The sequence below is a fragment of the Thermococcus sp. genome, assembly GCF_027011145.1.
Classification (GTDB): domain Archaea; phylum Methanobacteriota_B; class Thermococci; order Thermococcales; family Thermococcaceae; genus Thermococcus.
Window position 1 is genome coordinate 31,391 of record NZ_JALVAO010000068.1, and the last position, 19,817, is coordinate 51,207.

The 19,817-nt window shown below is 47.0% G+C and carries 23 protein-coding genes; 14 read left to right on the top strand and 9 right to left on the bottom strand.

The window, feature by feature from the left end; all coding sequences use genetic code 11:
* Window positions 1–22 precede the first annotated feature (22 nt).
* Window positions 23–643, top strand: a complete 621-nt coding sequence (locus tag MVG27_RS09275) for an HAD-IB family phosphatase (protein ID WP_297549548.1) — start codon at window positions 23–25, stop codon at window positions 641–643.
* Between the two features lie 135 nt (window positions 644–778).
* Here the strand turns inward: MVG27_RS09275 and MVG27_RS09280 are convergent, their stop codons facing one another.
* Window positions 779–1,996 (bottom strand): A24 family peptidase C-terminal domain-containing protein, encoded by a 1,218-nt coding sequence (locus MVG27_RS09280; RefSeq protein ID WP_297549546.1) that lies wholly within the window; start codon window positions 1,994–1,996, stop codon window positions 779–781.
* Window positions 1,997–2,005: 9 nt separating this feature from the next.
* Entirely contained in the window at window positions 2,006–2,170 is a 165-nt protein-coding gene (locus tag MVG27_RS09285; RefSeq protein WP_297549581.1) for a class III signal peptide-containing protein, read from the bottom strand.
* 68 nt (window positions 2,171–2,238) lie between these two features.
* Between MVG27_RS09285 and MVG27_RS09290 the strand changes: the two genes are divergently transcribed.
* Window positions 2,239–2,577: an ASCH domain-containing protein gene (locus tag MVG27_RS09290; RefSeq protein ID WP_297063576.1), complete on the top strand. Its 339-nt coding sequence runs from the start codon at window positions 2,239–2,241 to the stop codon at window positions 2,575–2,577.
* Window positions 2,574–3,143: an ASCH domain-containing protein gene (locus tag MVG27_RS09295; RefSeq protein WP_297549544.1), complete on the top strand. Its 570-nt coding sequence runs from the start codon at window positions 2,574–2,576 to the stop codon at window positions 3,141–3,143. Before MVG27_RS09290 ends, MVG27_RS09295 begins: the two co-directional genes overlap by 4 nt.
* Here MVG27_RS09295 and MVG27_RS09300 read toward each other — a convergent pair.
* Window positions 3,124–3,405 (bottom strand): hypothetical protein, encoded by a 282-nt coding sequence (locus tag MVG27_RS09300; RefSeq protein WP_297549542.1) that lies wholly within the window; start codon window positions 3,403–3,405, stop codon window positions 3,124–3,126. The genes MVG27_RS09295 and MVG27_RS09300 overlap by 20 nt on opposite strands.
* A 151-nt stretch (window positions 3,406–3,556) precedes the next feature.
* Here MVG27_RS09300 and MVG27_RS09305 point away from each other — a divergent pair, with 151 nt between their 5' ends.
* Window positions 3,557–4,258 carry a TIGR02253 family HAD-type hydrolase gene (locus tag MVG27_RS09305; RefSeq protein ID WP_297549579.1) on the top strand — a complete coding sequence of 234 codons (702 nt, stop codon included), beginning with the start codon at window positions 3,557–3,559 and terminating at the stop codon, window positions 4,256–4,258.
* Between the two features lie 70 nt (window positions 4,259–4,328).
* On the opposite strand, the gene pgsA is transcribed toward MVG27_RS09305, so the two are convergent.
* The 3 genes from pgsA to MVG27_RS09320 are packed head-to-tail and all read right to left on the bottom strand — an operon-like array spanning window position 4,329 to window position 7,042.
* A complete protein-coding gene (gene pgsA / locus MVG27_RS09310; RefSeq protein WP_297549540.1) occupies window positions 4,329–4,898 on the bottom strand; it encodes an archaetidylinositol phosphate synthase in 570 nt (189 codons plus the stop codon).
* Window positions 4,899–5,441: a tRNA (cytidine(56)-2'-O)-methyltransferase gene (locus MVG27_RS09315; RefSeq protein WP_297549538.1), complete on the bottom strand. Its 543-nt coding sequence runs from the start codon at window positions 5,439–5,441 to the stop codon at window positions 4,899–4,901.
* A complete protein-coding gene (locus MVG27_RS09320; RefSeq protein WP_297549577.1) occupies window positions 5,441–7,042 on the bottom strand; it encodes a transglutaminase-like domain-containing protein in 1,602 nt (533 codons plus the stop codon). The genes MVG27_RS09315 and MVG27_RS09320 overlap by 1 nt, the downstream gene beginning before the upstream one ends.
* Window positions 7,043–7,092: 50 nt before the next feature.
* Between MVG27_RS09320 and MVG27_RS09325 the strand changes: the two genes are divergently transcribed.
* From MVG27_RS09325 to MVG27_RS09345, 5 genes are all read left to right on the top strand, one after another.
* A complete protein-coding gene (locus MVG27_RS09325) occupies window positions 7,093–7,893 on the top strand; it encodes an S-adenosyl-l-methionine hydroxide adenosyltransferase family protein (protein ID WP_297549575.1) in 801 nt (266 codons plus the stop codon).
* On the top strand, window positions 7,886–8,449 hold the full coding sequence (locus MVG27_RS09330) for a nicotinamide-nucleotide adenylyltransferase (protein ID WP_297549536.1): 564 nt from the start codon (window positions 7,886–7,888) through the stop codon (window positions 8,447–8,449). The genes MVG27_RS09325 and MVG27_RS09330 overlap by 8 nt, the downstream gene beginning before the upstream one ends.
* Window positions 8,450–8,625: 176 nt before the next feature.
* Window positions 8,626–9,807: an MFS transporter gene (locus tag MVG27_RS09335; RefSeq protein WP_297549533.1), complete on the top strand. Its 1,182-nt coding sequence runs from the start codon at window positions 8,626–8,628 to the stop codon at window positions 9,805–9,807.
* A gap of 85 nt (window positions 9,808–9,892) precedes the next feature.
* Window positions 9,893–10,561: a hypothetical protein gene (locus MVG27_RS09340; RefSeq protein ID WP_297549531.1), complete on the top strand. Its 669-nt coding sequence runs from the start codon at window positions 9,893–9,895 to the stop codon at window positions 10,559–10,561.
* 9 nt (window positions 10,562–10,570) lie between these two features.
* Window positions 10,571–11,455 (top strand): ABC transporter ATP-binding protein, encoded by an 885-nt coding sequence (locus MVG27_RS09345; RefSeq protein ID WP_297549529.1) that lies wholly within the window; start codon window positions 10,571–10,573, stop codon window positions 11,453–11,455.
* Window positions 11,456–11,462: 7 nt separating this feature from the next.
* Here MVG27_RS09345 and MVG27_RS09350 read toward each other — a convergent pair whose 3' ends face one another.
* From MVG27_RS09350 to bgaS, 3 genes are read right to left on the bottom strand one after another with little or no spacing between them, the layout of a single operon-like run.
* The gene (locus tag MVG27_RS09350) at window positions 11,463–11,927 is read right to left on the bottom strand and encodes a type II toxin-antitoxin system VapC family toxin (RefSeq protein ID WP_297549573.1); all 465 of its coding nucleotides are present in this window, start codon (window positions 11,925–11,927) and stop codon (window positions 11,463–11,465) included.
* A gap of 25 nt (window positions 11,928–11,952) precedes the next feature.
* Entirely contained in the window at window positions 11,953–12,156 is a 204-nt protein-coding gene (locus MVG27_RS09355; protein ID WP_297549527.1) for a hypothetical protein, read from the bottom strand.
* 2 nt (window positions 12,157–12,158) lie between these two features.
* Window positions 12,159–13,697, bottom strand: a complete 1,539-nt coding sequence (bgaS, locus tag MVG27_RS09360; protein ID WP_297549525.1) for a beta-galactosidase BgaS — start codon at window positions 13,695–13,697, stop codon at window positions 12,159–12,161.
* Between the two features lie 140 nt (window positions 13,698–13,837).
* Here bgaS and MVG27_RS09365 point away from each other — a divergent pair, with 140 nt between their 5' ends.
* From MVG27_RS09365 to MVG27_RS09385, 5 genes are read left to right on the top strand one after another with little or no spacing between them, the layout of a single operon-like run.
* On the top strand, window positions 13,838–15,748 hold the full coding sequence (locus MVG27_RS09365) for an ABC transporter substrate-binding protein (RefSeq protein WP_297549523.1): 1,911 nt from the start codon (window positions 13,838–13,840) through the stop codon (window positions 15,746–15,748).
* Window positions 15,749–15,785: 37 nt separating this feature from the next.
* The gene (locus MVG27_RS09370) at window positions 15,786–16,790 is read left to right on the top strand and encodes an ABC transporter permease (RefSeq protein ID WP_297549521.1); all 1,005 of its coding nucleotides are present in this window, start codon (window positions 15,786–15,788) and stop codon (window positions 16,788–16,790) included.
* Entirely contained in the window at window positions 16,791–17,711 is a 921-nt protein-coding gene (locus MVG27_RS09375) for an ABC transporter permease (RefSeq protein WP_297549519.1), read from the top strand. It begins immediately after the preceding gene.
* A 1-nt stretch (window position 17,712) separates the two neighbouring features.
* Complete coding sequence (locus MVG27_RS09380) at window positions 17,713–18,684, top strand: ABC transporter ATP-binding protein (protein ID WP_297549517.1); 972 nt, start codon at window positions 17,713–17,715, stop codon at window positions 18,682–18,684.
* Window positions 18,681–19,640 carry an ABC transporter ATP-binding protein gene (locus MVG27_RS09385; protein WP_297549515.1) on the top strand — a complete coding sequence of 320 codons (960 nt, stop codon included), beginning with the start codon at window positions 18,681–18,683 and terminating at the stop codon, window positions 19,638–19,640. Before MVG27_RS09380 ends, MVG27_RS09385 begins: the two co-directional genes overlap by 4 nt.
* Window positions 19,641–19,817 lie beyond the last annotated feature (177 nt).

The window sequence follows — 19,817 nt, forward strand, 5'->3', positions numbered from 1 at the left end:
CCTTTCATAACCCGGTGATAGAATGAGGCTCATAGCGTTTGACGTTGAGGGGACGCTCGTAAAGGCGCGTTCAAGCTGGGTTGAACTCCACAAGAGGTTCGGCACGTGGGAGAAAGGGAAGGAGTATGCCCAACTCTTCTTTGCCGGGAAGATTGACTATGAAAAATGGGCCGAGCTTGATGCATCCCTCTGGCTCGGCAGAAGCAGAGAAGAAATCCTTGAGTGGGCGAACTCGGTTGAATACAACGACTACGCTTTTGAGCTGGTGGAGTTTTTGCGCGAGAATGGTTTCAAAATAGCTCTCCTGTCGAGCGGTCTCATGTGCCTCGCGGGAAGGGTTGCGAGAGAGCTAAAGGCCGATTACGTTTTCGCTAACGAGCTGGTCTTTAAAGACGGCAAGGTTGCAGGGGTAATACCAAGGGTGGACTTTGAGGGTAAAGGGGTAATCCTGAGACAACTAAAGGAGCAGCTCAAGCCGGAACTGACAGTGGCTGTTGGCGACGGCTTCAACGACCTCAGCATGTTCCGCGAAGCGGACGTGGCGATAGCCATAAACCCGCACGAGGGTGTTGAGGGTGACCACGTCGTCGAAAGCCTAAGAGAAGTGCGGGAGATAATCGAAGGCCTAATAGGGGGTCGGTGAAGGGCGTGGTCATCACGCCTCAGCAAAGCAAAAGCTCGTCATCCCCCTGTCGGCCCGGCCGGAACCCCCGGTTCACGATTCCCCAGGGAGGGCGGGCGCCGGGCCGGGGAAAAATTGGAAAAACGCCTTAAAACTTTAGAGGCCCATCAGCTTGAGCTCGAGCCACCAGAATATGTCGCCGATGAAGTAGCTTATCAAGAAACCCAGGAATATTGCCGGAGCGAAGGGCATAGCCTTCTTTCTTAAAAACCTGTTCTCAAGTCTTCCCTCAGCGACAAGCCTCTTTAATTCCTCAATCTGCTCCTTCGTCAGGCCTTCGGCCGTTGGTGATGCGATGACCTTTCCATAGTCCGGCTTGAGGATTGAGAAATCAGCTCTCATGAGCGCGACCTTAAGCCTCTCGAAGGGGTCCGTTCTGTCGCGTTTTACTTCCCCGTCTTTCTCGAAGATTGTTTCACCCAGTATGTCCCACTCCCTGAGCTCTTCAACGGGAACCTCCTCGATGAGGACGTTCCGCCTTATGAACCTGACGAGGGCCAGGAAGATCTTGAAGGCATAGAGGAACGCGAGAAGCTTTATAAAGGCGATAACAGTGCTTTCCGGCGAGAGGTATACGAGATAGGCCAGGATGAGGGCACCAATAGCGTCTCCGATTTTCCCGAGCTTGCCGAAGACCGTTATGAGAACTATCGCGAGGAGCCAGCCCGCTATGGGGTTCAACTGGAGGCCGAGACCCCTTTTGAGGATAACCCGAACACCAATGGCCCCCATAATCCAGAGGGAAAGCTCGAGGGTAAGGCCCGCTCCGGAGACGAATATCTCCTTGAGCTCAGAGAAGCGCTTCCTAAGGAGTATAATGCCGAAGGCGTAGAGGAATATGAACGGAAACACCGCGATAAGGCTGTTGAGGAGAATTGCCACGGGATAAAGGGGATAATGGACGTAGTAAGGCGCAGTTATCTTGGCCGTATCGGGAGGATAGGGCAGGAGGGCTGAAAACCCCGCAAGAATTATGGCATCACCGCTCGCCCATGCCCCTATGTAAAACAGAAACAGGCCGAGGGCCAGACCCACGAAGAGGGCTATAATACCCGAAAGGGCAACTAAGAGATTTCCTTCACTCAGGCCTTTGTAGAGATAATACAGGATTCCGATTTCAACGGCCGGGACTGGTAGTTTAACGAGCCAGCCCGGAAGGTTAACCTCTTCTTCGCCTTCATCCCACCCCAGCAACTTCCCGATGAGGGCCAGAAGAACCGAGACGTGGTTGTCGAAGATGAAGCCGGTCTTCAGGTCGGTATAAGAAGTAACGAAACCCATAACTAGGCCCGCCAGAAGAGGTACGACTTCCATGCTTCCACCTCACAGATTTTCAAGAAGCTGAGCTCTCGTTTGGTTGATGTACTTGTTTATTGAGTTATTAATGGTCTGCATCGACTGGAAGATTGTCCTCGCTGCTATCAGTACTAGAACTAAGACTGCGGCGAGCATGAAAAGGTATTCAATAGCTGTTTGAGCCCTTCGCATGGTTCCTCCCAATAGAGTTACGGCCCAAAGGCTTTAAAAGTTTCCCCGAACTTTTTCCGGGAGTGAAGATGAAGGTTTACAGGCTCTTTGTGAGAGATGAATACCTGGACTTCATAAAGTCTGGCCAGAAGAGGATTGAGGTGAGGGTTGCCTATCCCCAGCTTAGAAAAATTCAGCCCGGGGACAAGATTATCTTCAACGACTCGATTCCTGCAGTTGTGACCCAGGTCAAGCGCTACGAGACGTTTCGTCAGGTTCTGAGGGAAGAACCGATAAAGAAAATCTTTCCGGATGAACCGAGCTTTGAGAGAGCAGTAAAGAGGTTCCACAACCTCTACCCAAAGTGGAAGGAGAACCGCTACGGTGTTATAGCCATCAAGTTCAAGCTTATCGGTGAGGGGAGATGAAGCACCTTGAGTTCGACGGTCGCTACGCCGATGCCATACTTAAGGGTAGGAAGAGGGCAACCGTCAGGCTCGGAAGGCGACCAAACCTCAGGGAAGGGGATGAAGTTCTAATCCACGCCGGTGGATACGCCATAGGTAAGGCCGTAATTGAGAGGGTTGAGAGCAAGACTGTCAAAGAGCTTACCGATGAGGACGCTTTTCTCGACGGGTTTTCGAGCAGGGAGGAGCTAATCAACGCTTTAAAGGAACACTACAAATGGGTGAACGACGACTCGAGGGCACACGTTATCGTTTTCCGCCTCGTGGAGAAGTTTGATAAACCCGTGATGAGCTCCGACTACGCCTACGAGGGGAACCTTCCGGTGGAGATAGCCGAGAAGGCCCTCAAATACCTCGACCTCCCAGAGGAAGATAGAAGGCTCATAGAACTGTTCCTCAAGACGGGAAGCCTGAGAAAAGCCGCTTATAGACTCGGTGGATTGAACAAGCGCTACCTTATAAGGGAAGCACTCAGGAGAGCATATGAAGAGCTCAAAAAGAGGGGAATCATGAAACCAAAGCTTTAACGCTTTCGAGGAACGCTACCGTCTCCTCGCCATCGACTTCCCTCTTAACTGCCGAGAGCTTAACGGGCATGAGCTTGAAGGTGTTTCCGTTGATTAGCCTCCTCAGGGTTTTCTCAAACTCCTCGAGTTCATCCTCACTTGCAAAGTCGACCTTGGCTATGAAGTCGTACTCACCGTAGAGCCAGTGCCCCTTAACTGGAATTTTTTCAAGGACTTCGTCCCTAACTCCCCATACGAGGAGTATTGCCTCGATTTCTCCCACCTCCTGGCAGGAAAAAGCGTTTTTCCTCGATAAAAGTCTTTCTCAATTTTTTCCGTCAAACCTTCAAATCCCCGAAAGATTTTAGGCCTCGGTTCGTCTCTATGGCGGGAAGTGTTTTAATGTCTCCTCCGAATCCAGAGCGGTGGTAGCTATGAAGGCCGTGTTCTTCGATTTTGTGGGGACCCTGATAACAAAAGAAGGAGAAAACGTAACGCACCTCAACCTAATCCGCGAGATTCTCAGAAGGGCCGGAGCAGAGCTCAACGCCGAGGAGGTCTGGAATGCCTATGAAGAGGAGAGCTCAAGACTCTTCAGTGAGCTGGCCGGAAAGGAGGCGAAAAAAATCCGGGAGGTTGACACCGAGGCTTTAAGGCGTGTCGCCGAGCGCTACGGTTTCACCGTTCCTGATGACTTCTGGGAGATAAGCCTTGAGATGCACGCCCGCTATGGCAAACTCTTTCCCGATGCCGTGGAGACAATTAAGGCGCTCAAGAAAATGGGCCTCCACGTCGGAATCATAACGGACTCGGACAACGACTACATCAGGGCCCATCTGGAGGCCCTTGGGATTTACGAGCTCTTCGACAGCATAACGACGAGCGAAGAGGCCGGCTACTTCAAGCCCCATCCGAGGCCCTTCCTTCTGGCACTCGAAAAGGCGGGGATAAAGCCGGAGGAGGCCCTTTATGTGGGCGATAATCCTGCCAAGGACTGCGTTGGAGCCAAAAACGTTGGAATGCTCAGCGTCCTTCTCGACCCGAAGGGTGAAAAGAGGGAGCTATGGGCCAACTGCGACTTCGTCGTTTCAAAGCTGAGTGACGTTGTTGAGATAGTCAAGGGTCTGATGGAGTAGGGGGTCGGAAACGGCAGGGCTCTTCATCGGTAGACCTCGCCTAGCGAAATTCTCGTCATCCCCCTCTTTTTCACTTCAGCCTCTGGTATGCAACGTAGAACCTCTGAACGACCGTTATCCACGCGAGGATTCCGACTATGTAAACGCCGTACTCAACGTATCTGGCCCCAAGGAATGAGAAGACCATCAGGATTATCAGCCTCTCGGCCCTCTCTGCTATGCCAACTGCCAGCTTTCCAGAGCCAGCCAACTCTGCCCTGCAACGCTCGTAGCTCACCAAATAGCTCCCCATGAAGGTCAAAAAAGCAACTCTCCAGTCCACAAGGGAACCGAGGGCGATTCCAAACAGTATTGCTCCGTCGCTTATCCTGTCAAAGGTAGAATCCAAGAAGGCACCAAAACGGCTGGTCTTTCCAGTTAATCTCGCCAGCGTTCCGTCGAGGGCATCAACAAGGGAACCGATTAGAAGGACTAAACCGGCTAACCTCGGCTCGCGGAGGTAGTAGAGGTATGCCGAGAAAAGGCTGAGCACAAGCCCTATTACCGTAACTGCGTTCGGTGTGAGGCCTGCTCTAGCGAGGGGCTTAACTATCGCCTCAAGATAACCCCTGACACTCTCGCGGTACCTGTTGAGAACCATTTACCTCCCCTCGTCGAGCTGGATTACCTTCTTTCCCCTTTCCTGTGGGATTATCCTGAGCTTTGCCCCTTTGAACTCCTTCCTCAGGCCTTCGCCGTCAAGGAGCCTGTCGAGGAAGACCGCCAACGCGGCAACCTCGCTGTGGGGCTGGTTTCCTATCGCAACGTTGTAGTGGGCGAGCTCGTAAACCTCTCTAGGCACTTTTTCGGCGCCGACAACAACCAGAATGTTCTTTCCGGCCTTGAGCTCTTCCTTCAGCTTGGGCATCGCGTCGTCAACGTGAATTCCGTACATCGTCAGGTGAACGATTATCCCCTTCTCGCGCCACTCCTTTAGGATCTTCTTCCAGCTGGGGTTGAACTCTATCTCAAAAGGCCCTCCCCAGCGTTTTACAACGTCTTCAACGCTCTCCTTAACGTGCTCGTCCTCCTCGGCGGCGATTATTATCTTCTCGGCCCCAAAGGCCCTCGCAGTCAAAGCGACATGGGTGGTAATTCGTTTGTCCCTCTCCGGCCTGTGGCCGAGTCTAAGCACCGCTATCATCACACCTCACCCGTGAAAACCCTCCAGTAGTATGTGAAGTCATCGCGCCACTGCACGTCCCTGTAGAACTCGTACATGACTTTTATGTTTTTCTGGATTCTATCGACGCTCCACTCAGAAAGAACTTTGTTAAGCTCGGCATCGTTGGGTGCCGATGCAAAGAGGAAGAGCGCGTAGAGTTTTTCCTGCTCGTTCAGACCGTTGAGGATAAGGTCGAGTTTTGACCGAAGAGATGGCTGAACCCTCCTCATAATAGTGGTGAGGAGCCTGTCCTCAAGGTCGCTCGTGAACTGGCTGGTAACGTCAACGTGGCTGTGAAGCTGGGGTCCGTATTTAAGGGCCACGAGACTGTAACCCCTGTTTGTTACGAGCTGGTAGACCCTCGGGAAGTAAGGACTTGCCAGGTACTCGTCTAAGGTTCCTATGAAGCCATGCCTAAAATCAATGACATACCAGCCGTCTTCAGTATAAAATTCCGTAATTGGGCGAATTGTGCAGTCCTTACCATCGTAAAGGCTTACGATCCTTGCTGGAATATCTATTGACCTGAGCATTGCTGTCGTGAGTATCTGTGCCTCTTTTGGACTTATTGACTCCATTCTCAGGAGTTCCTTCGGGGTTAGGGTTGTTGTGTTGCCTGTGAAGTTATACACTGCCCTAATCCACTTGTATATCTCAAGTGCCGCCTGATACTCGGAGCTTGCGTTTCCTATTATCGTCAGTGTGGCCGGTTTGAAGGCGGTGGTGTTGAAGGCAGAGCTCGAGTTGTATTTCTCCTCCCAGTATCTGTCAACTACATGAGTGTAGGTTAGCCAGACGTAGTTTTCGCCGTAGGCCCTCTTCAGGTCTTCAGTATTTGCGTTCCACGGTTGCCATATAACGGTAATTCTAAAGCTCTTGGCAATGCTCTTTTCTGCAGTCCCGATGCGATACTTGAGGAGAATTGATACAAACCCATCGCGATATGCATAGGGCGCTCTAAAGGTGTACCTTAAGGTAACGTTCTGATTGGCAGGGATAATCTTCGGGGGAGTGGCGACTCCGGTAATGTTCATTCCCGGCAGGGGAATAAAGCTTATGTTCAGAACTTCGATGTCTTCACTATATTCGTTTGTTATTCTCACGGTTACGGGTATCTCTTTTCCACCAAAGACCCTCTTGGGTGCTGTTACATTTAGAAACAGCTTTATGGGGACGTTTTCTTCGTTTGAGACAGTTATCCTGAAGTGACCGTAAAAGCCAGTCCACGTTCTCTTGAGTTCATCTCTGAGCTCCAGTGAGACCTGAAATGTGTATATCCCAGGCTTTGAGGGAGCCCTGATTATCCAGACGAGCTGAGTCGATTGACCAACCTTCAGAATAGACGGAAACCTCGGTTCTTGGACTATTTGAAAGTTAGGATTGCTGATAATTAGGGTCGCTCCCACCAGTCCGACCTTTCCAGTGTTGTTGACGGTTACTATTATGTGGAACGTTCCCCCGGGTGGTACAACCGTTTTGTCTATCGAAAATGTAACCTTTGCCGGTGGCTTTACGAGGCAACCCGATGCGAAGACCATAAACGCCAGTGCCAGAAGGACGGCGGTTTTTCTCACCTTCATCTCCAAACCCTTTAAAGTATACCTGGTTAATTAAACTTTGGGTGGTGGCGATGATAACGCTCACGACGGACTTCGGACTTAAGGGTCCTTACGTTGGGGAGATGAAGGTCGCGATGCTCAGGGTGAACCCGGAGGCGAAGCTCGTTGATGTGACCCACGCCGTAACGAGGCACTCAATAATTGAGGGCTCATTCGTCATGGAACAGGTGGTCAAGTACTCCCCTCCCGGAACCGTTCACGTTGGAGTTATAGACCCGGGCGTTGGAACCGAGAGGAGGGCGGTAGTCATAGAGGGCGACCAGTGGCTCGTCGTCCCGGACAACGGGTTGGCCACTCTTCCGATGAAGCACATAAATCCCAGAAGGGCTTGGGAGATAGACCTCAAAAGGATTAAACGCTTCACAGGGTGGAGGATAAGCTCGACCTTCCATGGCAGGGACGTCTTTGGACCCGCTGGGGCGCTAATCGAGAAGGGAGTTTCCCCGGAGGAGTTCGCCGAGGAGATTCCTCTCACTTCCCTCGTTAAACTCGATTTGGAGCCGAGAAGGGAAGGTGACCTCTGGCTACTCGGGGTAATCTACGTTGACGACTTCGGGAACGTTATCCTGAACCTTGAAAACTACGAAAGGCCGAAAGCCGTTGAGCTTCCGGATTTGGGCCTCAGAATTCCATATCTCGATACCTACGGTCAGGTTAAACCCGGAGAGCTTTTGGCCTTGCCCGGAAGCCACGACTACCTTGAGATAGCGGTGAACCAGGGTTCTGCATCTGAGAGGCTCGGGCTGAAGGTCGGGGACGAGGTCAGGGTTAGGCTTGTTCAAAAATCTGAAGGGGGTGAAACCGATGGTTAAGCGCGCCCTATTCGTCGGTCGTTTCCAGCCGGTTCACAACGGCCACATCAAGGCCCTTGAGTTTGTCTTTTCCCAGGCTGAGGAAGTTATCATCGGCATCGGAAGTGCTCAGGCGAGCCATACCCTGAAAAATCCCTTCACGACAAGCGAAAGAATGGAGATGCTGATAAGGGCTCTGGACGAGGCAGGTGTAAAGAAGCGCTACTACCTGATTCCCCTCCCGGACATTAACTTCAACGCCATCTGGGCGACCTACGTGGTCAGCATGGTTCCACGGTTTGACGTGGTCTTCACCGGTAACTCTCTGGTTGCCCAGCTCTTCCGCGAGAAGGGCTACGATGTGATAGTTCAGCCCATGTTCAGGAAGGACATTCTTTCGGCAACAGAAATAAGGCGGCGCATGATTGAAGGTGAACCCTGGGAGGAGCTTGTGCCAAAGAGCGTCGCTGAGTTCATAAGGGAAATCCACGGCGTGGAAAGAATTCAGATGCTCGCGACGAACCTTGAGAAGAACGAGAAGGAGCTTCAGGCCCCAATAAGGATTCCGGGATTCTGATTTCTTTTCTGCTCTTATTGTCTTTTAGCTTTTTAACGCTTGGTTGCCAACTCAGATGTTTGGAAAGTTTTAAATCCTGACGAGTTCAGGTTTTCCACGCCACTTGTTCGGAAGGAGGTGGTTCTATTTCCTTTTCCCTTCGCTCTTTCAAATCATTGAGTCCCGTCTCATGGAGAATGATTTTAGTTAGTGTTATCATCTTCTACAGCAGGAACGTCATAACGCCGGTTCTTACCGTTTATTTCAAGGACTTTCTCGGCCTGAACTATTCGCAGGTTGGTTATCTTTACTCGCTCTATCTTCTCATCATGTTCACTACCGACGTCTTCACAGGTGGAATCGCGGACAAGTATGGAAGGAGGAAAATCCTCACCCTCGGCCTGCTTCTTTACGGCCTCAGCATGGCCCTAATTGGTGCTTCCCACGGATTCCTCGCATGTGCCGTGGCCTACGGTCTTGCCGCCCTTGGGTCTTCCCTCCTGTCGGGCACGCTTCAGGCTTGGTACTTCACGGAGATTAAAGCTCAGAACTTAGGGAGAGAGGAGGCTAGAAAGGCCTACGGATTGCTTAGATCAATAAACAGTGCGAACTCGCTCCTGATTGGTCTCATTACTGCCATAATAGTTGCTTTCGGTGGAATGAGGAGTGTTTTCTACGTTGCGGCCATCTTAAATTTCTTTGGGGCATTTCTTGCAATTCTCCTCCTCAACGAGAACTGGGGAACTAGAGAAAAGGGCGTCTTGGCGATAGTCAGGGAGGGAATTTCGTTGGTCCTCAGAAGTCCAATTCTGCGCTATCTCTTCATTGCAGACATGCTCTTCACTCTTCCTCACTTGCATTTTCTATACGTGTGGCAACTGTATTTTACCGGCGTTCTCAGCCTCAAGGTGGAAACTCTTGGCCCGCTCTACTCCCTAAAATCTGCGATGGGAATCTTGGCAGGGTTCCTGATCCTCTGGATTGGAATTGGAAAAAAAGAGAAGTCGCACGCTTTGCTTTTTAAGATTTCAATTTCCCTAATGCTACTCTCTTATCTTCTATTCGCTGGCGTGAGCGCTGAAATTGTCGGAGTTCTGGCACTGGCTTTCTACTCCCTTGGGGAGGCTGTTTATTTCACCGGATACACTCTCTTAATCAACGAAGCCGTTCCCAACGAGTACCGCAGTACGATAATTTCGACGAGAATGAGCATTTCCGCCTCCGTTGGTGCCGTATTCTACGCCCTGATTGGCAGGCTGGTGGACTTTTCTGGACTCGCCGGAAGTTTTGTCCTCATGATCCCTGTGTTCGTTCTCCTTGCTCTCGTTTACGTGAAGGTTTTTGGTATGGTGGAATCCAGCGCGTTCTCGCATCTATAAAACTTCAGTTTCTCAACCTTGAGTTCCTGAAAGGCATAAATACGGGAGAGACAAACCAAAAGCGTCTGAATCTGGAGGCGAGACTATGAAACTGGCCCGAGCCCAGCTCTGGGAGGAGGTCAAATTCACCGCGAAGCATATTGGGCTCAACCTTATTTCAATCCTCTGGTTAACGGCCACAGTATACTGGCTGTCTAGCTGGGTTCCAGTTTCAGGAGAAACGATTGTTGGAATAGCGAGCGTTTCACTCGCCATCGTGTTCTCGCTCTTCTTCAGCGGGGCAGTCTTTAGAGAGAAGCTCTTGGGCATTCATGAACTCCTCCTCTCGCTCCCGTTTCCTCCCGCGCGCCTTCTACTCCTCAAAACGATGGCCGGGTTCATAATAGAGGTCGCCGGAATACTTATAGGAATTCTAGCCGGATTTTTTCTGGCCCATTACAGCGGGGCTAGTATTCCTTTAACGCTTATGTTCCTCGGCCTGCTGATTTCAATTCCCCTGCTCCTCACGTTCACCTTTTTTGTGATTCTGACAACGCTCCTCATTCATTCGGGGTGGTTCAACGCAGTCAAAGTCAGGATAGGATTCGTCGCCTTTATTGTTCCCTTCTACGTCCAGAAGTACTTTGGAAACGTTCTGTCTCTAAAGCTCGCTCTCCTAATTTCTTTAGTCCTCTCTGTTGGGGTTTTGATTCCATCGCTTCTAATCTTAAGATTCCTCGGCGACCGGCTCGCCGAGAGAATACTGCTCGTCTGAGGTGGTCGTATGATAGTCCTTGAGGACGTGAGAAAGACCATTAACGGAAGGGAAGTCCTTAGGGGGATAAGCTTGACCGTAAAACCGGGCGAGATTCACGCCTACCTCGGCCACAACGGGGCGGGCAAAACAACTACGTTCCGGCTTATCCTCGGCCTTCTCGTGCCCGACTCGGGGAGGGTTGAAGTTCTTGGCCTTAGCCCTCTCAGGAATCCCGAGATAAGGGCGAGGATTGGCTATCTCCCGGAGTATGACCTCCTCTACCCGAACCTTTCGGTATGGGACAATCTAAGGCGCTACGCCCTGCTGAAGGGGGTTTTCGATGAAAGGGAGCTTAGAGACCTTCTGGAATTTTTTGAACTTGAGGAATACTCCAAAAAGAAGGTTTCCACCCTTTCAAGTGGAACTCAAAGGCGGGTTGCGATGGCGAGAACCTTTCTCGGAAGTCCCGAGGTTTTAATTCTGGACGAGCCGACGAAGGGCCTCGACCCGGAGTGGAGGCTGAGGTTCAAGCGCTTTCTCAAAGACTACGCGAGGAAAAACAACGCTTCCGTTCTCTTTTCGACTCACATACTCGGCGACGTTGATGAGGTCTGCAGGAAGGTTACCATAATAAGGAAGGGGCAAGTGCTGTTTTCAGGGACCCTTGATGAGTTTAGAAAGAGCGTTCCGGCGAAGGGAGTTCTAGTTAAAGTTGGGGAACTGGAAAAGGCTCTGGCTGTTCTTGAGAAGGGTGGTTACACATTAAAGCTCTCCAAGGGTTACATACTCGTCGAAAACGCCGAACCCTCCGAGGTTAACGAACTTCTGGTCGGAGAGGGAGTAGCCGTTGAGGAGATAAAGCGCAACGAGCTGTCGCTGGAGGAGGTGTATTCGATGATTTATGATAATTAACGTGTTTCTATTTCACGACTTTCCTTGCCTCTTCCTCTACAAAACTTTCTATTTCCTCAAGAAACTTAGTATAGCTTATAAAATCCAAACCATACTTAGAAAATATTTCATACTTTTTTACATGTTTATCGTTTACGACAAGAAGGGACTCCGTCAGGAGTGCTGATGCCACGACTATTAAATCTGAAAAGTTTGGAGCAATGCCTTTTTGCACAAGGGCACCGCCTAGTTCTGCCATTTTTTTCATGAGATCATCTGATGTCTCTACTATGTTAAAAACTTCCCTGAGTATCTTTAGTTCTTCTTCAATATCTTTCCCTAGTGCAATTTTTGTTATAAGATACGAGCTTACAGCAGGAACTGGTAAGTACACTTGGAATTCTGCTAAAATAAACTCTAGTATCTCTTTGTTTTGCTTTCGCGTTAGTTTTAGGAAAGATATGGGGTCGAGTGCTATTTTCTCTGGGAGCATTCTCAAACTAAACCCTCCCCCACAATTACTCTGAGTCTTCAAGTAGTGATATTATCATGTCGGCTTTGTCATCGTCGACAACGATCTTCTCAGCCTTTAAGTCAAGTTCAACCGAATGCCAAACCTCTATGAGTTTTTTCAAAACTTCTGTGTATGATTTCGCATCAAGCTTGGCTTTGAGCTGTTTTATAGCTTTCCAAGTTTCCTCGTCAACGGCTATGGTTTTCATTGTTATCCCCCCTGCCCAACTTTAAACTCTTCGGCAAGTCCTTTTGTTGTTTCCCCGAATATTATCTTTTTGAAAATTTCCACACTTCTCTTTCTCGGTTTTCTTTCTTTTGTTATTAAGTTTACCTCATAAAGGCCAAAACGCATTCTGAATCCAAGGGGCCACTCGTAGTTGTCCGTTAAGGCCCAGTGGAGATATCCTTTGACTTCATGTCCTTCCTCAAGGGCCTTTTCAACCATGGCTAGGTGAGAGGCAATATAATATGGTCTCAACACGTCCTTGGAGTCAGCTACCCCGTTTTCAGTGATGTAGAGTGGAAGTCCATATCTCTCGGCCTCAACAATGGAATCGTATATTCCTTCGGGATAGATTTCCCATCCTATATCGCTTACGGGCCTTCCGGATTTAGAGGACATGCCCGGTCTACATGCATATCCGTACCCAGGAACTCCTTTGAAGGAGATTAAAGGGAGCATTGGAAATTTTGGATCTTGCCATTTAACGACTTCCCTCGTGTAGTAGTTTATTCCAATCCAGTCGTTGCCCTTTAAGTACGGCAATTTAACAAAGGTTTCCCCATCGAATTCTATGTTCAGTTTTCCCCAGGTTATTGCTTCTAGGAAGAGTCTACTGTGAAAGAAGTTATCGTTCTCTGCTGCTTCAACGTCTTTTTTATCTTTGGGATTTTCTGGATATGCAACTCCAATATTGTTGTATATTATACCAACATCGGCTTTTTCTTTTGAATCTTTGTCGGCTTTTTTCCTGTCGAATTTTTTTATCATTTTATACCCTAGGACATGAGCATTAATCATGTTCAGTATCGCTAGCTTAACAGCTTCTGGGTTCATAACCCCTGGGGGAAAACCGGAATATGGTGCAAGATAACCCAACTCAACGACAACCATCGGCTCGTTGAAGGTGCTCCACATATCAACTATATCTCCAAATTTATACGCTATATATGCAGCAAATTTTGCAAACTCGATTACAGATCTTTTATTTACCCACCCATTTCTATTGTTTGTCAATGCCTTTTCTCTTGCAGTTATTGGGTCATGAAGCCAATAGGGCAATGTAAAATGATTAAGGTTTACAATGACTTTAAACCCTTTTTCTCGGAGGCTTGTAATGACTTTTCTGTAGTAGAAAACTTCCCTCTGGTTTGCAATTTCATCAAGTTCTCTTAGAGTTTCTTTACTTATTTTAATGTCCTTTATCAAATCATAGGAGGTGTCCATGGAGTATTCGGTATCAATGTGTGTAGTTGGCCAGGGAAATATCCTGCTCCATTCGATCCCTATTCGATAAGTGTTGAGACCCATGTTTTTTGCAATCTCATGGTCAGTTTCATAGAGTTCATAATTATTGATACCCTCTTCTGGTAGATCACCACTAACGAGCCCCTTTTCAATGTTTATCTTGTCTCTAACCCAGTGCCACCAGTCAGTATTAGCGTCTATATGCCTTCTATATTTGTCTCCCATCTCAAACTGAAATCCAGATTGAGAAACACCCCAATAAAAGTCTTCTGGAAACATGAAGTCTACCTCCGGACGTTTTCACATGTTATAAAAATGATCCAATCTTTATAAATATTTCTTAACTTTATAAAAATTGGGTCCTTGATTATAAAATATAGCAAAACTTATAAATAATGTTACCTGATTATATTACGCTGATGCACATCTTGGAGGTGCAACGTATGAAAAAACCACTAGTGGCCATAATTGTTGTGATGTTTGCTTTAAGCATTTTTGGCCAACCCCATGAAGTTGTTGCACAAACCCAGCTTCCACGCGATGAAACACTTTACGTTGGGGGAGGTTTATGGAGTCAACCAAATAACTTTAATCCAACTGTAAGCTGGGCAGCTGTAACGGGAACTATAGGTTTGATCTACGAAACGCTTTTCCTATACGATCCACTCAAGGATCAGCTTGAACCGTGGCTTGCCGAAAGCGGTAAGTGGATATCCAATAACACCTATCGGGTAGTCCTTAAGAAAGGACTAACTTGGCAAGATGGGAAGCCTTTAACAGCGGAAGATGTAAAATTTACCTTTGACTATGCTAAAGAGCACAAAGGTCTTAGTTATTCTTCCATATGGGGATGGCTGAAGGAGGTAAAAGTCGTTGATAATAGAACAGTAGATTTCATTTTTAGCGAGCCCCACTATGAGGAGTGGAAGTATTGGATTTATAATGTTGCAATTATTCCTGAGCACATCTGGAAGAACATTGACAAACCAGAAAGCTTTGCAAATACTGAAAATCCTATTGGATCAGGTATGTACAAGCTCTATAAGACTGATCAGATGAGATTTATCTTAGTAAGAAATGACAACTGGTGGGGAATAAAGTACTATGGAAAGCCCGCTCCAAAATACATAGTGTATGTTATAGTCTATAGCAACAACCTTGCTCTCTCAATGCTCGTCAAGGGTGACCTTGACTGGAGTAACTTCTTTATTCCGGGAATCCCTGATGTAAAGTCTAAGTATGGGATAGTGACATGGTTTGATAAACCTCCGTACCACCTCCCAATAAACACTGCATTTCTGTTCCTGAACAACCAGAAAACCCCACTTAACAACCCAGAGTTTAGGCGTGCCATTGCATATGCAATAAACCCCGAGGAAATAGCGGCAAGGGCTTCACAGAATCAAGTCAAACCTGCTAACCCCACAGGTCTTCTGATAGACTACCCTGTCTTTAAGAAGATATACTATCCTGAAGCTGTTAAGGAGTATGGGTTCAGTTACAATCCTGAAGAAGCCAAGAAGATACTTGACAAGCTGGGATACAAGGACATAAACGGCGACGGCTACAGAGAAACTCCTGACGGAAAACCTCTTAGGTTCACTATTGAAGTTCCCTACGGGTGGACGGACTGGATGGAAATGGCCAGAATCATAAGCGAGAACCTACAAATGGTAGGCATTAGAGTTGATCCGAAGTTCCCAGATTATGGTAAGTATTGGGACGATATAACGAAAGGTGAATTTGACATGGCCATAAACAACTTTGGAAGCCAAGTGTACGCTACACCCTGGCAGTGGTTCAATTGGGTTCTTGATCCAAACGTTGCTCCAATTGGAAAGGCAACATACTCTGGAAACTGGGGTCGTTACAAAAATGAACGCGTCACTGAGCTTTTGAGACTTATAAATACCGAACGTGATGAGAACAAGAAGATCCAATATTATCACGAGCTACAGGTAATATTCCTCAAGGACCTGCCGTACATACCTCTTATTTATAACGGTGCATGGTTTGAGGCTAGTCCTCAGTACTGGACCAACTGGCCTACCGAGCATAACCCATACGCGTTGCCAATAACTTGGCAGAACTACTGGCAGATGGGTGGTCTTAAGGTACTCCTCAACATAAAGCCCGCCACGAGTACTTCGACATCATCTACTCCCGCAACTTCATCTCAGTCTCCTGTACCTTCGACTTCAGCGTCATCTTCATCTACCACGACACAACCAACTTCAACGACGAGCACTGGCGGTACCAAAATCTGTGGACCAGCCTTACTTGTTGGACTTGCCATTGTGCCATTGCTCCTGAGAAAACGCAGAAAATGACTTTCTTTTTCCTCCTTTTTGATATCCTGGAGGGGACATGATGTCCGGAATAAAGAGATATCTCCTTAGGAAGACAATCATATACATACTTACGTTTTTCTTTGCGGTTACAATAGACTTTATAATCCCCAGAGCCATGCCAGGAGATCCAATAGCTGTTCTTCTCTCAAGGTTTGCCACACTCCCCGAGGCAGCAAAGTATCTTCACAGTTATTTCATGCAGGCATTTGGATTAAACAAACCCCTATGGGAACAATATCTCTCTTTCTGGAACGCTGTCCTCCATGGGGATCTTGGTGTGAGCATATACTACTATCCCAAGCCTGTTGCTGAAATCTTAAAGGAGGCCCTTCCATATGATATTGCCCTTCTCTTCCCGGCTCTTGTAGCGAGTTGGTTCGTTGGTAACTGGTTAGGAGCTCTTGCCGGTAAAAATAGGAAACTCGATACTTATTTAATGCCTGTATTCTATTTTCTTCAGGCCTCACCTTACTTCTGGCTTGCTATATTACTTTCGTATGTGTTCACTTTCAAGCTTGGATGGTTCCCAATTTCGGGAGCTTACAGTTATGGAATAATTCCCTCCTTAAGCTGGGAATTTATAAAAGACTATCTCTATCACTGGATTCTACCCTTTTTGAGTCTTTTCATGGTTCAACTCGGGGGATGGGCCATAGGAATGCGTAACATGATAATATATGAAATTGAGGCTGACTATGTAAGGTATCTTGAAGCACTGGGCGCAAGTGAAAAAACCCTGATGAAACATGCCTTTAAGAACGCAATGCTTCCTCAGGTTACAGGCCTGGCAATTCAACTTGGTCTTCTTGTTGCTGGAAACGTTACTGTTCAGATTGTATTTTCGTACCCTGGAATTGGATACGTTCTTATGCAGGGCATTATGAATCAGGACTACTTCTTAATTCAAGGAGCGTTTTTAGTAATAATTCTCACGGTTCTTGTTGCGAACTTTGTAATAGATCTTCTCTATGCCCTTATAGATCCAAGGGTAAGAACAAGCTATACGGAGGAGGGAACCTGAATGTCCATGCGAGAGACATTCAGAATAGCTCTGAAGAACCCCAAATTCAAGATTGGGATTACAATAGTCTTCATAATGGCTCTGATAGCACTCGTTGGACCTCTCTTAACCCCTTTTGACAACATGGGATACTATCCTATAAAGTTTGGAAACACAACGTTTTCGAAGCCGACAACACCCTCACTACCCCCAATGTCAAAGGACGTCGTTTATGGTCCGGAGGGTATAGTTAACGTCACGCACTACCTAGGTACTGATAGCTTTGGAAGAGATATATATGCCCAGTTAACATATGGAATGAGATCCTCTTTTCTAGTCGGTATTACTGCGGGTGGTCTTGCTACTATTTTGGGATTGCTGATAGGTTTTATAGCCGGCTACAAAGGTGGTTGGACAGATGAAATTCTCATGATGATTACGAACATAATGCTTGTAATACCAACAATGGCACTCCTCATCATAATAGCGGCTTATCTTCCTTACCGTGGAGTCGCTATCGAGAGTATAATAATAGGTCTAACTGCATGGCCTTGGACAGCAAGAGCTGTGAGAGCTCAGACACTTTCTTTAAAAAACCGAGAATTCGTTCATCTTGCCCGACTCTCAGGGCTTAGTGATTTTAAAATAATTTTCACTCAGATAATGCCCAATATTATTTCCTATGTCTTTATGGTTTTCATTCTTCAATTCGGTGGCGCTATTCTTGCTGCCGTTGGTCTAGACTTCATAGGGCTTGGACCTACCAAGGGTATGTCTCTTGGGATAATGCTTCAGCAGGCTGTTCTCTGGAATGCAATAACCCTTGGCTACTGGTGGTGGGCTATTCCTCCAGGGCTTGTAATTGCGATCTTAATAACAGGCCTTTATTTCATAAACACTGGACTCGATGAAGTCTTTAATCCGCGTCTTAGGAGGGAATGATATGGCAATGCTCACCGTTGAAGATCTAAAAATTTACTACTCAACACCCATTGGTCATGTAAAAGCCGTTGATGGAGTATCATTCGAAGTTAAAAAAGGGGAGGTCTTTGGGATAGCCGGTGAAAGCGGTTGTGGTAAATCAACACTCGTTCATTCGCTAATTCTCAGAAAACCTCCTATGATCCATATAGGAGGAAAGGCTCTATTCAAAGGGCGGGATTTAATGACTATGGACCTAAAAGAATCCAAGAAAATCCGCTATACTGAACTCTCAATAATTCCCCAATATGCTATGAATGCATTAAATCCAACCAAGAAAATCCGAGACATAGTTTGGGATTTGGCAAGGGAGCATGGTTATAACAATAGGAAAGAAATAGAAAATATTCTTCGTGAGAGACTGGAGATGGTAAAGCTTTCGTCTAAAGTCGCCAACATGTATCCGGTTGAGTTGAGTGGTGGGATGAGACAGAGGGCAACAATGGTAGTCTCGACACTCTTGAACCCGGATCTTTTGATCGCTGACGAAGTAACCTCTGCCTTAGACGTTACCACTCAGAGGGTCGTAATAGAACTTCTCCATCATTTCATGGAAGAAGGGATAGTCAAGTCAATAATATTTGTTACACATGATTTGGCCCTACTAGATAAGATTGCTGACAGGATAATGATAATGTACGCTGGAAAAGTAGTTGAGATTGGTCCAACGGAGGAAGTTATCAACGAGCCGGCACATCCATACACTCAGCTCCTACTCAGTGCACTTCCTAGGCTGGGAATTCAGTATAAAAAGCAGAAGCTTAGAGGAATTCCTGGCTATCCAATAAGTCTTCTCAATCCTCCTAAGGGATGTCGCTTTTATACACGCTGTCCCCACGCCTTCGAAAAGTGTCCCCATGTTGAACCTGAACTCATAGAAGTTGGAAGAGATCATTATGCTTCCTGTCACCTTCTTGGAGGTGGAAATCAATGAAAGAACTCCTTAAGGTTGAGCATTTAACCAAAATCTTTACTTCCGGACTAATTGGAGGATTCGAAATAAGGGCCGTTGACGACGTTAGCTTCAGCATACGGGAAGGAGAGATTGTCTCTCTCGTTGGTGAGAGTGGTAGTGGGAAAACAACTGTAGGCAAACTTATTCTCCGTCTGCTCATGCCAACATCTGGAAAGCTTCTTTTTGAAGGTAGAGATGTCATTAAGATGAAGAAAAAAGAGCTTAAACAATACTACTATCGCCGAGTTCAGGCTGTTTTTCAGGATCCATTCGCGAGCTTTAATCCCCTTCATACTATCGATAAAGTGTTTGATTTTGTGTTCGATTCTTACTTTCCAGAGCTGGATAAAAATGAAAGAGACGAAATGATAGACAAGGCTCTGCTCCAGGTTGGTCTGAATCCTGATCAAATTAGAGGAAAGTTTCCCCATCAGCTAAGCGGTGGTCAGTTGCAGAGAATTCTAATCGCAAGGGCCCTTCTTTTAAAACCCAAATTGCTCATCGCAGATGAAATTGTCTCAATGCTGGATGCATCAACGAGAATTGACGTGTTGAACCTTGTAGGGGACTTCAGAGACAAGTATGGGACATCAGTTCTTTTTGTAACTCATGATTTAGCTCTGGGCTACTACATCAGCGATACCACCATTATCATGTATCGCGGAACAATAGTTGAAATGGGTAATACTGAGAAGGTTTTTCATAATCCACTTCATCCGTACACCCAAATGCTCCTTGAAAGTGTTCCCGATTTGAACGTTAAGTGGGAATTTAAAGGCATTGAACCAGAAAAAGAAGAAGAGTCTGTTTATTCTATCCATGGATGCAGGTATGCTCCTCGCTGTCATAGGGCAACTGAGAAATGTTTTAGAGTTCGGCCTGAGCTCCGTGAAGTTGAAAAGCATCACTGGGTTGCATGTCATCTCTATGAGTGACACTTTGTTTCTTAGCTTTCCGCAATTCTATTTCTTGTCTGAGCTTCCAATTATTCGATAATCATAAAGAATGTGAGAGTTTACTTAGTACACTAACGAGAGACCCGAAAAGCTGAGAAGCAAGGTGTAACATAGTGCCATATCTAGTTGCTAGAAAATGTAATCAATACTCAGAAA

Coding starts and splice junctions, on each gene's coding strand:
- MVG27_RS09280 (WP_297549546.1), bottom strand. CDS start 1,996: ATGGAAGTCGTACCTCTTCTGGCGGGCCTAGTTATGGGTTTCGTTACT.
- MVG27_RS09335 (WP_297549533.1), top strand. CDS start 8,626: ATGATTTTAGTTAGTGTTATCATCTTCTACAGCAGGAACGTCATAACG.
- MVG27_RS09370 (WP_297549521.1), top strand. CDS start 15,786: ATGATGTCCGGAATAAAGAGATATCTCCTTAGGAAGACAATCATATAC.
- MVG27_RS09305 (WP_297549579.1), top strand. CDS start 3,557: ATGAAGGCCGTGTTCTTCGATTTTGTGGGGACCCTGATAACAAAAGAA.
- pgsA (WP_297549540.1), bottom strand. CDS start 4,898: ATGGTTCTCAACAGGTACCGCGAGAGTGTCAGGGGTTATCTTGAGGCG.
- MVG27_RS09295 (WP_297549544.1), top strand. CDS start 2,574: ATGAAGCACCTTGAGTTCGACGGTCGCTACGCCGATGCCATACTTAAG.
- MVG27_RS09275 (WP_297549548.1), top strand. CDS start 23: ATGAGGCTCATAGCGTTTGACGTTGAGGGGACGCTCGTAAAGGCGCGT.
- bgaS (WP_297549525.1), bottom strand. CDS start 13,697: ATGTTTCCAGAAGACTTTTATTGGGGTGTTTCTCAATCTGGATTTCAG.
- MVG27_RS09345 (WP_297549529.1), top strand. CDS start 10,571: ATGATAGTCCTTGAGGACGTGAGAAAGACCATTAACGGAAGGGAAGTC.
- MVG27_RS09380 (WP_297549517.1), top strand. CDS start 17,713: ATGGCAATGCTCACCGTTGAAGATCTAAAAATTTACTACTCAACACCC.
- MVG27_RS09285 (WP_297549581.1), bottom strand. CDS start 2,170: ATGCGAAGGGCTCAAACAGCTATTGAATACCTTTTCATGCTCGCCGCA.
- MVG27_RS09325 (WP_297549575.1), top strand. CDS start 7,093: ATGATAACGCTCACGACGGACTTCGGACTTAAGGGTCCTTACGTTGGG.
- MVG27_RS09375 (WP_297549519.1), top strand. CDS start 16,791: ATGTCCATGCGAGAGACATTCAGAATAGCTCTGAAGAACCCCAAATTC.
- MVG27_RS09350 (WP_297549573.1), bottom strand. CDS start 11,927: ATGCTCCCAGAGAAAATAGCACTCGACCCCATATCTTTCCTAAAACTA.
- MVG27_RS09290 (WP_297063576.1), top strand. CDS start 2,239: ATGAAGGTTTACAGGCTCTTTGTGAGAGATGAATACCTGGACTTCATA.
- MVG27_RS09355 (WP_297549527.1), bottom strand. CDS start 12,156: ATGAAAACCATAGCCGTTGACGAGGAAACTTGGAAAGCTATAAAACAG.
- MVG27_RS09315 (WP_297549538.1), bottom strand. CDS start 5,441: ATGATAGCGGTGCTTAGACTCGGCCACAGGCCGGAGAGGGACAAACGA.
- MVG27_RS09365 (WP_297549523.1), top strand. CDS start 13,838: ATGCACATCTTGGAGGTGCAACGTATGAAAAAACCACTAGTGGCCATA.
- MVG27_RS09320 (WP_297549577.1), bottom strand. CDS start 7,042: ATGAAGGTGAGAAAAACCGCCGTCCTTCTGGCACTGGCGTTTATGGTC.
- MVG27_RS09330 (WP_297549536.1), top strand. CDS start 7,886: ATGGTTAAGCGCGCCCTATTCGTCGGTCGTTTCCAGCCGGTTCACAAC.
- MVG27_RS09385 (WP_297549515.1), top strand. CDS start 18,681: ATGAAAGAACTCCTTAAGGTTGAGCATTTAACCAAAATCTTTACTTCC.
- MVG27_RS09340 (WP_297549531.1), top strand. CDS start 9,893: ATGAAACTGGCCCGAGCCCAGCTCTGGGAGGAGGTCAAATTCACCGCG.